Raw genomic sequence first — 14785 nt, 5'->3', positions numbered from 1 at the left:
TTTAGAAATTAAATTCAACTCCAAATGAGTAGGTCTTAAGATTAGGAAAAGCAAAACCATCGACGCCTCTTTCAAAAATATTCGGTCCACTAAACTCAGGATCTAACCCTTGGTAATCTGTTATAGTGATAATGTTTTGAGCTGACAATGTAAATCTTACACTATCAATACCAAATTTTTCAACAGCGTTAGAGTTTAAATTATATCCTAAACCTATATATTTTAACCTAATAAAATCACCATTCTCTAACCATCTATCTGTATCTCCTCTAGTATTCAATGTGGTTGATTTAACTATTCTTGGAAAATTTGTATTAGGATTTTCAGGTGTCCATGGTTGTACACCAGATCTGTAATTTGTATCATCGTCAAATCGATCTACAACACTTCTATAGCTATTAAATACAGTGGCTCCAAATGATCCAATCCAGTTCATTGAAAACTCAAAACCCTTATAAGAAGCACTTGAATTTAATCCCAAAGTAAAATCTGGCCATGGACTTCCCACTACCTCCTTATCTACATTATTTATTTGCCCATCATCATTGATGTCTTTAAATCTAATATCACCTGGTTGAGCCCCTGGCATTATTACCGTACCATCTGAACTTGTATAATTTTGAACCTCGGCATCAGATTGAAATAAACCATCTGTTTGCAAGACATACCACATACCAACCGGTTCTCCTACGGTTGTTATGGTATTTCCTGAAAAGAACTCATTCAAACCAGTACCTAATGAAATTAATTCATTACTTAAAGTTGTTACATTTATGGAACCATTAAATTTAAACTCATTCCAACTTTTATTATAGCCTAAAGATAATTCAAAGCCTTTGTTCTCTACTGTTGCAGCGTTAGATATTGGGTTCCCACCATCGTTTCCTGTAGATAATAATATGGGAGTTCCAAATAATACGTCTTCTGTTTTTGCTACAAAATACTCTGCTGTTATATTTACGGCATTATCAAATAAACTTAAATCAACACCTATATTTTTTTGAATAAGTCTTTCCCAACGTAATGTAGAATTAGCTAAACTGACTTGAGTAGCCGATGGATATGTTGTTTGATTAGTTCCAAAAACAGCTCCTCCAAATGTATTAATCACTCCCTGATAGTCATAAGGTCCAATATTTCCACTACCCAACTCACCATAACTAGCCCTTATTTTTAAATCACTAATAGCTTCTACATTGAAGAAAGATTCATTGCTTAATCTCCAACCCAATGATAAAGATGGAAAATTCCCCCATTTATTTAAATCATCAAATCTTGAAGATCCATCTCTACGAAAAACAGCATTCAATAAATACCTATTATCGTATTGATATTCTAAACGTCCGAGATAAGAAATAAGTGTTGTTGCATTTTTAAAGCCTCCAACAACCCCATCACCAGCTTGATCCAATACTTCGAAATATTCTCCCGTTGATGAATTAATACTAATATTAGTTTTACTACCATTTATTTGTGCATAATCACCCGATTGATACGTCTGTCCTACAAGTAACTTAACTTCATGTTTACCAAATTCTTTATCAAAACTTAGTGTGTTTTCAATAAGTTTCGATTGAGATCTTGCCCTATTTTCATTATAGTAAGGAAGGGCTATTGGTTGATTAAGTGTCCAACTACCTGCTTTTCTAAGTTCTGTTCTATTATCAAAACTTGTTTCATAACCAACGTTTAAACGATATTTTAAAGATGATATTGGATTAATTTCTGCCCAAAAATTCCCTCGGATTCTGAAGTTATTATTTCTTACATCTATTAAATTGTTTATAGCTACTGGGTTTGTACCAAAAGTATTTGCCACACCTTGCTCTCCATACCCATAACCTCCTGGATTATTTGGATTTAAAACAGGTATAGTTGGTAGCATACGGACAACATCTAGTATTGGATTACCAGAATATTCATCGACTTCAGCAAAAGTTAGAGCTATGTTTTCACCTACACTAAAAATACCTCGCTTTCCACTTGTATTTATACGAAATGATGTTCTATTAAATTCTGAGTCTATAACTGTTCCTTTATTACCAAAATAATTAGCGGACACAAAAAAGGTTGAATTATCTCCACCGCCAGAAAAACTCACATTATGATTCTGAATAAAACCAGTCCGGAACATTTCTTCTTGCCAATTTGTATTATTTTCCAACTGCAAATTAGGAGGTGTTTCTCCTGCATTTACATATGCCATAGTATTTAAAGCTGCAAATTCTTCTGTTTGTGCTAAATCATAACGTGGCAACTCAGTAATACTGGTATTGGAAGAAACTTCAATTTTCAATGGCCCTTTCTTACCTTTTTTAGTGGTCACTATAATAACTCCATTTGCGGCTCGTGACCCATATATTGCGGCGGCAGCTGCATCCTTGAGGATTTGAATGGATTCAATATCATTTGGATTAAAATCTCTATTAGCAGTTGTTATCAAACCATCAATAACATACAATGGATTTGCACTTTGTAAGTTTTTAAGCCCCCTTATTTCTATAGTAGCTTCTTGCCCCGGACGTCCACCACCTCTAACATTAACACCAGTTGCTAAACCTTGTAAGCTTTCAGCAAGCGTTGTTACTTGTCGCTTTTGAATTTCTTCAGATTTCACTACGGAAATGGCACTTGTTAAATTTTGTTTTCTTTGGGTTCCGTAACCCACAACAACAATTTCGTCCAGTTGGGCTAAATCTTCAGCCATTTGAATATTAATTGTAGATTGTCCATTTACCGAAATTTCTTTAGTAATAAAGCCTACATAGCTAAACACTAAAGTTGCATTAGCAGGAACACTTAAAGTGTAGATTCCATCAAAATCGGTTGCCGTACCATTGGTTGTACCTTTTTCTAATATAGTAACACCGGCCAAAGGGATATTGCCTTCAGTCGATTTCACTACTCCGGTAATATTCGTTTTGTTTTGCCCAATGATTTGATATGGACTCATAAAAACCATTAGCATTGGTAAAACGATATACCAATTGCCCAGTTTTTTTAGGAATTTTTTCATAAATTTTTAGTTTAATTGTTATTTAGTTATTTGACGATTTCAATTTGATATTTATCAAATAATGATGTCTTATTTTGATAAATATTCATTTTAGATGTATGAATATCTTCAAAGTGTTAAGATTCAAATGTAAATTGCTTAACACATGCGCAGCTTGAATATCGTTTCTTTTTTTCTTCAAAACATTTCAACTTGTCTCTTTTTTAGCTTTGATGCTTTTTTTGATGCTTTTTTAAAACAATATGTATAACCATGAACCAAATTGGTAAAATCAATTCAACTTACTTTTCAATGTTGCACGTAAATTTTATATTGAAAAAATCACTTTAAATATCAGTGACTTTGTTGTATTTAACATCTGCGATATTGAATCATGTAGCTTTGGTTCAAACTCAGAGTTGCGTGCTATTGCCAAAGTATATGCTTGTGATGGTATAAGAAGTTTGAGTCATCCTAAAATAGGTTAACAGTTAATATTAGAATAAATTAAGAGGTTATCTGAAAAGTAATATATTTTGTCATTCAGAGTACTTCGACTACGCTCAGTACAGGCTATAGCAAACAAACTTATTGTTTTATAAATCAATATATTATGTTTTCAAGAGATTCTTTACAGCTTCGCTGTTACCTTCTGAATGAACTTTTCAGACCTCTTTTGTTTTTGTAAATAGGCGCACTGTTTAGCTTGATATTATTGGATTCTAAGTTAGAACCTCATTCACTAATATGGAATGAATTCATGTACTCGGTAGGAGTCATCTTAAATTGCTTGCTAAAGCTTCTTCCAAAACTACTTTGAGATTTAAAACCAACACTTTCTGCAACCTCATATATTTTAAATTCTCCCGTAGAAAGCAATTCTGCCGCTTTTTTAAGTCTGGCTATGTTTATAAGATCATTTGGGCTTAAGTTTGATAGATCATTGATTTTTCGATAGAGGGTAGAACGACTCATGTTCATTATTTCTGCCAAAATATCAACGCTTAAATTATAATTTCCAATATTTTCAAAAATAACATCATCTAATTTTTTAATAAAGATCTCATCCGTTTTTGTATGTGCTATACTTCTAATGTGAGCCAAGGGCGAACTAGAATAATATTCCATAATATTTTTTCTGTTTTCCAATAAATTACCTATTTGTATTCTTAGGTATTCGACTGAAAAAGGTTTTTCAATATAAGCATCTGCTCCAGATTCCAACCCTTCAATTTTGGCATTCATTGTATTTTTTGCTGTTAATAGAATGATTGGGATATGGCTAGACTCTAATTTTGTTTTTATTGTTTTACACAATTCAAACCCATCCATTCCAGGCATCATAATATCACTTATAACAAGTTGTATTTTTTCTTCTGCAATTATTTGTAATGCTTTTTCTGCATTTATTGCCTTAAAAACAATATACTGCTCCTTTAAGTCTTTTGCAACAAAATCTAATAAATCAAGATTATCCTCTACCAACAATATAGTGTTTTTTTGACTTTCATCTTCTAAATTAAATACATCAGTATCTTTATCATTTGGCTCTAATATATCTATGGAATTGTTTTTGTAAAATTTAAATTCTTTTTCTTGATGTAGGGGCAGAGTTAAAATGAAGTTATTCATTTTCCCATCACTGGTATCAAGCTTTAAACTACCCTTATGCAGTTCAGCAAGAGAATATGCCAAAGACAATCCAATTCCGGTACCTGCTTGGTTTTCCATTTCAGGAGCTCTATAAAAGGGTTCGAATATCTTTTCTTTAATTGATGACGGAATAAGTGCTCCATCATTTTTAAAGCTAAGCTCTATTGATTCTTGATGGCTAACTAAATTTATAATAAATTGCTTATCTGAATATTTAATAGCATTATTAAATAAGTTACTCAGTATTTTCTTAATGGCTTCTAGGTCCACAAAAGCATAAACATCCTCTTGTCCTAAATTTAAACTAAAATTAAGATTCTTTTCTTTTATGGATTGGCTAAATCTGATAAATGTATTTCTAGTTAATTCTGAAATATTAACCTCGGTAAAAGTTAGGGAAATACTTTCCATTTCTGTTTTTCTAAAATCTAATAATTGATTTACCAAATCCAAAAGTCGTGAAGTATTCTTTTCCATTATAGAAAGATTATCATGAAGACCTGTGATATGATTGAACTTATTTATGATTTTTTCTAAAGGACTTATTATTAAAGTTAAAGGTGTTCTTACTTCATGGGCCACATTGGTAAAAAACTCTATTTTAGCTTGATATATTTCTTTTTCTTTTTGATTGTTTAGTTGCTTTATGGTTTGATTGTTTTTTTCTTCGTTTTTTAAGTGGTAATATTTCAATCCAAAGAAAACCAGCAAAACACATAACGCACAATATATAAAATAAGCCGTATTAGTTGCCCAAAAACCTGGTAGTACTTCAATTTCCAATGAGGCTTCCTCGCTCCAAACATCATTACTGTTTAAAGATTTAACTTTAAAATTATAATTTCCAGGTGGCAGCTCGGTAAAATATACTTTATGGTTTTTTCTTAAATTTATCCAGTTATCATTTAACCCTTCTAATTTATACCAATATTCGATCATCTTGGGAGCACTAAAACTTAAGGCAGCAAAATCTAAATTAAACGAGGATTCTTGATTTGATAATTTAATCTTATCTGCTAAAATTATAGATTTCTTTAAGGGAGATTTTTCCTTATTTACTAGAACTTCTTGATTGTTTATTTGCAACCCAGTAATCAACATGGGAGCTTTGAATGTGTTTTTTTTAAAATTCTCTGGGTTAAAACTAATCATTCCCTTTGTGCTTCCAAAATACATATTGCCAATAGAATCCTTATAAGCCGAATTGTAGTTAAATTGGTCACTTAAAATGCCATTAGCTTTTGTATAAACTTTAATTTTTTTTGAGTTTGGATGAAATTCAACTAATCCTTTTGAAGTGCTGATCCATAAATAATTTTGCTTATCTTCTAATATGGAGTACGTTACGTTACTTGGGAAACCATCATTGGTTGAAAAGGATTGAAATCCATTATTTTGCTTGTCATATAGGTTAAAACCGTTCTCTGTTGTAACCCATATGTTTTTGTTGGCGTCTTGAAATATACCATTAATAGAGCTACTACTAATGCTAAGCGTATCTTGAAGGTTTTCTTTGAAAACTAGTTTTTCTTTTGTCTTTGGGTTATAAAAATACAAACCGTCCCTGTAAGTTCCAGCCCATAAATTACAATTAGTATCTTCAAGAAATGCTGTGTAGTGATAATTTTTTGGAAAGCCCTCTAAAAACTTAAAATTATTATGTTCAGCATCATAATACTGAATGCCACGGGTAGTAAGAATTATAATTTTTTTGGACACGGTCTCGTGCAAAGCATAAATAAAATTGCTGCTCAATGACCCCTCTCTTTCATTTGTACTAAAGTGCTTTGCAATTTTACCAGTCTTTATATCCATTATATCAAGACCTCGTTCAAAGGTCCCAATCCATAATTCATTACCTTTTGGTAATAAGGCATGTATATTATAATGAGAGAGTGACCCCGAAGATTTATTAGGTTGGTAATTTGTAAATACTCCGGTCTTTATGTTGAATTTATTAAGCCCAGCATCTTCTGTGCCTATCCATAAATTCTCAAATTTTCCTTTTTGAATCTCTCTTACAGCGTTTCCGCTAATAGAATTTTCACCTATTTTTTGATAGTATTTTTTAAATGGTGTATATTTTTTGGCCAGGTAATTAACGCCTCCAAAATATGTGCCTATCCATACACCTTCATCACTGTCTACAGCAATAGAATATACTGCGTTGTCTGAAAGTGAATACGGATCATTATGTTTTTTTTCCAGCACTTGATATTTTCCACTTTTTATGTTGTACGTATATACTCCAGATTCTGTTGCAATCCAAATTTCATTTTCTGATTTCTTAACAAAATTTCTTACAAAAACAGGCTGTGTTTTATTGGCAAAAACTTTTGTGGATTTTTGACTTTCAATATTATAAGATATAACGCCAAGATTTTGTGTTCCAATTAAAAGCGTGGTATTATTTACAATAAATATTTTGTTAATTAATAATGATTTTTCATCAATAGACTCAAGGTTTAATTCAAATTTCTTAAATGAATTACTTTTAGGTAAATATCTATAAATTTGATTTGAGGAAGATACCCAAACCATTTTATTGCTTGCAGAAATTGAGTTGGCTTCAAAAAAATGAGCTTGTTCGTAGGTATTAATTTCTTTTGTCTCTACCTTATATTTGGAAAGTGTTGCTCTTGCTATAAACCACAGGTTGCCCACTTCATCACTTTCTATTTCTGTAACTGGAGCTTCATTTCCAAAAGTATTATTAAAGTTTTCATATTTAGCATCATAGCTGTAAAGCCCTCTATCTGTTCCTACCCACATCACACCATCATATTCGTGAAGGGCGTGTATAAAGTTATTACCTATACTCGTGGAGTCTTTTGGATTATTTTGAAAGAGTTTAAAATTATAACCATCAAAACGATTTAATCCATCTTTAGTGCCAAACCACATAAACCCAAAATTATCCTGTAAAATACTAGACACCGTGTTGTGCGATAACCCATTTTCAACTTGATAGTGCTCAAAATAGTAATCTTGTGCAAAGGTCATGTTTAAGGAACAAACAAATAAAACAAGTGCAACTAAATAATTTCTCAAAATCTCAATATTTAATTTTTAAAATTAACAATTATACTTTGACAAAATAAGTTATCATTCGACAAATAGGTTCAATAGTTGCCAACTATCAAACTCCATTGGGAAATTTGAACAATTAAAACCAATTAAAGGAACAAATTGCCAAGTTGGTATTTGGGGTAATTCTAGAAATTTGCGATGGTAGCGTTTGATACTATTTTATCACTTGAATCAGACTCACCAGTTTAAATTCAAGATTTTTTTAAACAAAATAAATTCACAATGAACAAGACACCACTAAAAATAGTTTTTTTGATGCTTAGCGTTTTTATGCTAAACTGCAATAATGCACCTAAAAAAGATGCCGTTTCTAAAACAGAGACACCAAATTTAAGTGAAGAAAGAAAAGTTTGGAGCGTAGAACGAGCCAACGATTGGTATGACAATCAACCTTGGTTAATAGGTGCCAATTTTAATCCAAGTACAAGCATCAACCAACTAGAAATGTGGCAAGCAACAACCTTTGATGTTGAAACAATTGATAAAGAATTAGGATGGGCAGAAGCTATTGGCATGAACTCTATGCGTGTTTATCTTCATGACCTATTATTTATGCAGGATGCAGAAGGTTTTTTTAAAAGGATGGATACTTTCTTAGGGATAGCTGAGAAGCATCGCATGAAAATTTTATTTGTATTATTTGATTCTTGTTGGGACCCTTTTCCAGAATTAGGCAAACAACGTGCTCCTAAACCACATGTACACAACTCAGGATGGGTGCAAAGCCCAGGGCAAAAAGTGTTACAAGATACAACACAATATAATAGACTTGAAGATTATACAAAAGAAACAGTAAAAAGGTTTGCAAACGATTCCAGGGTATTAGGATGGGATGTTTGGAATGAACCAGATAATATGACCGGGCCATCTTACGAAAAAATTGAAATCTCCAATAAAGTTGAATTAGTTGAAAAATTACTTGCAAGTGTCTTTGAATGGGCAAGATCATCTAATCCATCACAACCATTAACATCTGGTATTTGGCTAGGAGATTGGTCTACTCATGAAAAATTGGCAACCATACAACAATTACAAATAGAGCAATCTGACGTTATTTCATTTCACAATTACGATGACAGGAACTCCTTTGAAGAACGCATCAATTGGCTATTGCGCTATAATAAGCCTTTACTATGTACTGAATATATGGCGAGACCAAACGGAAGTACTTTTCAAGATTTTTTACCAATTGCCAAAAAACATAAAGTAGCTATGTATAATTGGGGCTTAGTGGATGGAAAAACTCAAACTAAGTATCCGTGGGATAGTTGGACAAAAACTTATACCGCTGAACCAGAAGTTTGGTTTCATGAGGTGTTTCAAAACGATGGTACGCCCTATAGAAATGAAGAGACAGCATTCATCAAACAAATATCATCTATAGAAAAGTCAATCTAAACAATAACAACTATAACTAAATTTTAAAATTAAATGTTGTGAAAAAAACTACAAATATTTGCATTATTAGTTATTATTGATAATCCTTTCAGGATGGTCTCAAAACACAACTGTAGCCATACCAGATGATGCTTTTAAAGCCTATTTAGAAGGCGCATTCGCTGCAAATATAACTCCATGGCAGTACAACAAATAATGGAAATAACCGCTGCCGGGTTTAACAATGTGAAAGCCGAAAATGGTATGGAATATTCAGAAAAACCTGTTAAAAACCAGTATTGAATTTATACAGACAGAAAAGCTTCTTGTTTCCCAAAGAGGATTTTGCCATATAAGCTACAATTATTTAAAAAAATGTTATGAAGAAAATTAAATTTTTATTAAAAGCAACTGCATTAATTATTTTGTGCTTTTATTTGAGTTCTTGCTCAGGAGGAAGTAATGATGACCCCAATCCTAATCCGGATCCAGATCCAGATCCAGTGATAGAAAATATCGAATCTAAACCTTCCATATCTGGTATTCGCCTTGATTGGGATTTTAGTTCACAGACAAAAATTTCTAACGGTATTTACTCTAGAGTTATTCAGCTTAAAGATAATTCTTTAATGGCCGTATATGAAACTGCTGGCAACATAGCTGTTAGAAAAAGTACAGACATGGGAACCAATTGGTCTTCAGAAACCATCATTTTTAACAAGATTAATGGCATTAATATGGCAACACCAGATATCTTGCAGCTAAATGATGATAGTATTTTAGTCTGTTACAACCCAAGACCACCACAAAGCAACACGGATACGAGTAAAAAATACGCCATAAAAACCATTAAAAGTTATGATGGAGGGGCAACATGGACGGATGATAGACTGCTGTACGAGGCTGGCCATACTTTTGAAGATGGTTGCTGGGAACCATCTGCGCTTCAACTACCCAGCGGAGAAGTGCAATTATACTTTTCTAATGAAGGGATTTATACAACATCTAATGAACAAAACATTTCATTGTTTCGGTCACTAGACAATGGCTTAACTTGGACAACAAGTCCACAACCAATTAGCTTCAGAATAGGAAAACGTGACGGCATGCCGTCCCCAATTCTATTAAAAAATGGGGTCGACATCGTATTTTCAATTGAAGATAATTTTGTTCAAAAATTTAAACCTTTTACAATTAGAAGTACTGTTTCAGAAAACTGGGCTAGTATTGTTGATGGATTTAGTAACAAAAGAGATTATGCTTTACTAGAAACCTTAGATAATGCTATTTATGCAGGAGCACCATATTTAAGACAATTGAGCACCGGTGAAACTATTTTATCTTATCAAGGTACTGAAAATCGTAATGGAAACGACCTGTCCAATAGTGTCATGAAAGTTACAATAGGTGATGATAAAGCCTATGATTTTACTAAAAAAACGGAGCCATTTAATATCCCTTTAAATGCATCTGGGTTATGGAATAGTATTGCTGTAACTAATAATGATACTGTAATAGCCGTAACTTCAACAAGCGCATTCTCACCTACAAGCTCGAGCGAGGTTTGGATGACCAAAGGTTATGTTATTCCAGAAATTGAAGCCACTAATTCTACAATTACTGTTGATGGCAATACAAACGAAAGTGTATGGAATGATAATTTTCCAATTTTTATAGGACATAAGGGATTAACCAATATGACGTCAAATGTTTTCTACGATAACAATAATTTGTATTTGATCTCTAAAGTTAAAGATGTTAATGTTACAGACAATGATGGTATAACCATTTATATAGACACCAAAAACAGGTCGCTGGTAGCGCCAGGAAAAAATATTTATAAAATTTTCTTGTCCGCTAATAATAATATTGTTTTTTATGAAGGAAACAATAAGGTTTGGAATATTATTAATGAGACGAGCGGTATAAGTTTAAACGCTAAAAACATTACTTCAGGCTACCAAATTGAGACAGCTATACCTTGGTCTTTACTTGGTGAAAAACCCGCTTTAAATACACGTATTGGCTTTACGGTTGAACTTTCTGAAAAAGGCAATGCAGATTATAAAGATATTATTTCCAATACGGATGCTAATATGTCTTACACTTGGAGTACGTTAAAATTAAAATAAATTAAATACAGATTAATACTAAAAAAACCCTGGGTACATTTATTATGCTCAGGGTTTTTAATGAAATGATTTAATTCGCTTTTGAAATATTATATTAAAAATCGATTGCAAAAGTTAACAGACAATTTAATCTCGTTTGATAAGCTTGGTATAATTCCGTTTTGTTTTTTCATTAAGGTATAGGGCATTGATAAGTGACAGCACCTTATCTTTATGAGTCGTCATATTTTTAATTGTTTTCTTTATCTGATTTTCTGGAATACCGGCTAATTCCCCTAGTCTAAAAAATTGCTCTTTATTTTTTCCTTTGGGTTCCCTTGGTGGCAGTAGTCCATCATCCAATGCAAAAATCCTTATCTTCTATATGGATGCTCTTTATTATATAAATCCTCAAAGATTGAAACAATAGTTAATGTCAATTTTGCATTAAAAATCACTAATTGCAATACCTTTAAAACTCAACATCCCTATATTATTTTGATTAAAAATATAAAGGGTGTCACTCAGTATTTCACCCAAATATGTAAGCTCAGGATTAGATGTACCAACAGTACCAGATAGTGTTAACGTAACTTCATTACCACTTATACTAACATTAGTAACCGTTATGCTGCTGTTTTCTATTAAAAAGTCGTCGTTAATATTACCTCCAAGCGTGTAAGTATCTGTTGCTGGTAACAAATCAAATTTAATGGTATTTTTTGAAGCGCTTCCAAACCTAACATTAGTTACATCTGGTGATAATATACCAGCAGTACCCGTAGCATTGTAATACCTATAATCCATAAGGTTATAAATACGCTCAGCAATAGTTTCGTAACCATCAGTGCCATAATAATGACATTGGTCTGATCCTTGTAAAGCACCATTACTCGACACGACAGTAATATCTGGATAAGTCAACCCTAATTGTCTATGTGCTTCTGGTATTTCTGATGTAATATCAATACCACAACCCACTTTATGCACTTGAACTACATAATAATGATCAGGATTAAAATCTTCTTCCCAATCATTGTACAGTTCATTAAATAAACTATTATAATCTATTAGTGTTGTATCCGTTCCATTGGATTCTCCCTGATACCAAATAAAGGAAGTAACGTCTGTTGGTAAATATCCTGCATTAACAAAACGCGTTAGTAACAGACCATAATTTGTAGATGAGTCATATTTATCGGCATCATTTCTTTGAAAAAATTGAATAGGCCTACCACTTCTACCTCCATTAAATACCAACACAGGTATACCTTCGTTATTAACAATACGATCTGCTACATGAAATCCAATATCACCAATACCCTTTGTACTTAAAATATTTAAATTGTTTGTAAAAATATTTGGACTACCAAAGGTTTTTACATAACTATTTGAGTTACTAGTTGGGTTGTTTTTTGTGCCTATAGAATTAGATTGACCAGTTACGATATATATATCTCCAGCCATGACATCAGATGCTTCTCTTAATACTAAATCTGTATTTGTTTTTAGCACAAATTTGTACGATGCTAATTCTGCGGTAATAGTAGTACTAAAGGAAAACGAATATTTATTATTTGAATCCAAGCCCGTTAGTGTTTCCGTTTGGGTGGACTGAAGGACATTATTTCTATAAATCTCTAATATTACACTACTAGCACCATAATTATAATGTATTTTACCTGCAATATTTATAGGTGCTATATTAGTTATCTTATCTCTTTTATAGATTTTTCCTTGTACCGGAAAATCAGACAATTCAAAAGTAGGTTCTTCTGAAACGCCTATAAAAGTATTATCCATGTAAACATTAATCCCTTTAGGGTTACAATCTGTACAATATACCATTAAACCTTCTGTGGGATTGCTTATATTATTTATCTGTGATTTAGTCATTCTTGGAATAAGAAAACCTTTTGTTGTAGAATTTACCTCTAAAACAGCAGATGGATCCGGATTTATTGTTCCAATACTTATTTGTGCATAAGACATTTGGGCTGTAACTAATAAAATTGCTAATATTTTCTTCATTGTATTTATAGTATTTTATGTCTAGTATTTAAGAAATAGTTTAAATATCTCAATTAAAAATCTTGTTTAACTTTTTTATGTTTCCAAAATCACATTTTATACTTAAGCCAAGTATCTACTTGTTCTAATGATATTGGTTTAACTAATATTTTTTGTTCTTTATCCAACAAAAAGTAACTCGGTGTACCTGTTATATGATAATCTTTAACTGCTTGACTTTCCCAACCTTTATAATCACAGTAAGTTTGCCAAGGAGCATCTTTATACGCTGTCTGGAAAAGTTCTTTATTACTATCCATTGATATATATATAATCTCCAGACCTTTAGATTTCCAACCATCAAAATAATTAAGAAGTTTCCATGCATCTTCCTTACAAGAAGGACACCAACTAGCCCCAAATACCAACAAAGTATTTTTATTATAGTTACTTAATTTTGTGCTGTCTGGAAAAATAATTTCCGGGGCTGTATTTCCTACCTTTAATTTACGGTAAGCTTCAAATTTATTTATTAGGCCGTCTGTTAAATCACATTGGTTTTTTGACAGCATGGATCCCGCTAAATGCTTAGATGCGTTAAACATACTTCGCTTTTCAAAATAGTTAAACAATTGATTTGCAATATTATTTAACAAAGCTTTATTGCCTTCTAAGTTTTTAATTAAATAATCTGTGCTTAAATTCATTTGAGAAGCAACACTATCTAAAGGTTGCCCCATGTTTTCTATCAACATATAATGCCCCTCTATTAATTCCTTTAGCAACCCAGAAGTTTTAAATTTAGGATTATTGAAATCTATTTCCCTAAATTGTTGTATGTTCTGTGAAATTCTTTCGTTATAATTAAACACAGTTTTTGGCATATCATTAATTAGGTTACGTAATGGCGCAAACCAACGCAAATAGCTTTCTTTTGGTAATTCATCTATAATTTCTTTATCTACCGTTTCTATACGCCTAAGCTCTTGCTCAACAAGTCCCAAAACCTCTTGTTGTTGATGTAATAGCTCATTATTTTTATAAATTGGCTGTAAATACCTCCATGCTTTATATATATTTGAGTTGAGATTGTAACGGTTTGCTAAATCTATAAGTTGATTATTTTCAAAACTGTTTAAAAAGTTTATACTATCTCTCTCTCTAAGATGTGTTCCATTTAAAATTATGTTTGGTTCGGTTAAAGACACCACTAAACTGTTGTTGTCCTGCGTGGTTAAAATAGCCATCCCCTTATAATCTTTTGGATACATTAAATTAAAATACCCTTTACTATCTATAGTATCTTTTGATAGTATATAACTTTCGTAATAATTAAACCCCGTTAAAGTGACTTCTTGATTAGTATGATGCTTTAAATTACCTGAAAAAGTTTTATCAGGTAAGCCATACGATGATAATGTAACTATTAATGATATTATAAAATGAAACTCCATATACTTATTGCTTTGCTATTTATATTTTATAGTATTTAATAACAATTCCAACACATCATATTTTAATTAACTCCATTATAACTATAAGGTTCATT

Annotated in this window: 6 protein-coding genes; 2 read left to right on the top strand and 4 right to left on the bottom strand. The window is 31.9% G+C overall.

Features of this window, described 5'->3' with window-relative positions:
* Position 1 precedes the first annotated feature (1 nt).
* Together PQO00_RS09740 and PQO00_RS09735 are read right to left on the bottom strand one after the other, a co-directional pair.
* On the bottom strand, positions 2 to 3016 hold the full coding sequence (locus PQO00_RS09740) for a TonB-dependent receptor (protein WP_274184657.1): 3015 nt from the start codon (positions 3014 to 3016) through the stop codon (positions 2 to 4).
* A gap of 714 nt (positions 3017 to 3730) precedes the next feature.
* Entirely contained in the window at positions 3731 to 7699 is a 3969-nt protein-coding gene (locus PQO00_RS09735; protein ID WP_274184656.1) for a hybrid sensor histidine kinase/response regulator transcription factor, read from the bottom strand.
* Positions 7700 to 7960: 261 nt separating this feature from the next.
* Between PQO00_RS09735 and PQO00_RS09730 the strand changes: the two genes are divergently transcribed.
* Together PQO00_RS09730 and PQO00_RS09725 are read left to right on the top strand one after the other, a co-directional pair.
* Positions 7961 to 9136, top strand: a complete 1176-nt coding sequence (locus PQO00_RS09730; protein ID WP_274184655.1) for a cellulase family glycosylhydrolase — start codon at positions 7961 to 7963, stop codon at positions 9134 to 9136.
* A 359-nt stretch (positions 9137 to 9495) separates the two neighbouring features.
* Positions 9496 to 11247, top strand: coding sequence for a sugar-binding protein (locus PQO00_RS09725; RefSeq protein ID WP_274184654.1), 1752 nt, complete (start codon positions 9496 to 9498; stop codon positions 11245 to 11247).
* Between the two features lie 426 nt (positions 11248 to 11673).
* Here PQO00_RS09725 and PQO00_RS09720 read toward each other — a convergent pair whose 3' ends face one another.
* A complete protein-coding gene (locus PQO00_RS09720) occupies positions 11674 to 13257 on the bottom strand; it encodes a sialate O-acetylesterase (protein WP_274184653.1) in 1584 nt (527 codons plus the stop codon).
* Positions 13258 to 13346: 89 nt separating this feature from the next.
* On the bottom strand, positions 13347 to 14690 hold the full coding sequence (locus tag PQO00_RS09715) for a thioredoxin family protein (RefSeq protein WP_274184652.1): 1344 nt from the start codon (positions 14688 to 14690) through the stop codon (positions 13347 to 13349).
* Positions 14691 to 14785: the final 95 nt, after the last annotated feature.

Origin of the sequence: Flavivirga sp. 57AJ16 (assembly GCF_028736925.1) — a bacterium.
Lineage (GTDB): Bacteria > Bacteroidota > Bacteroidia > Flavobacteriales > Flavobacteriaceae > Flavivirga.
Note: the sequence above shows the minus strand (reverse complement) of the source record. Positions and strands in the feature narration are given on the sequence as shown.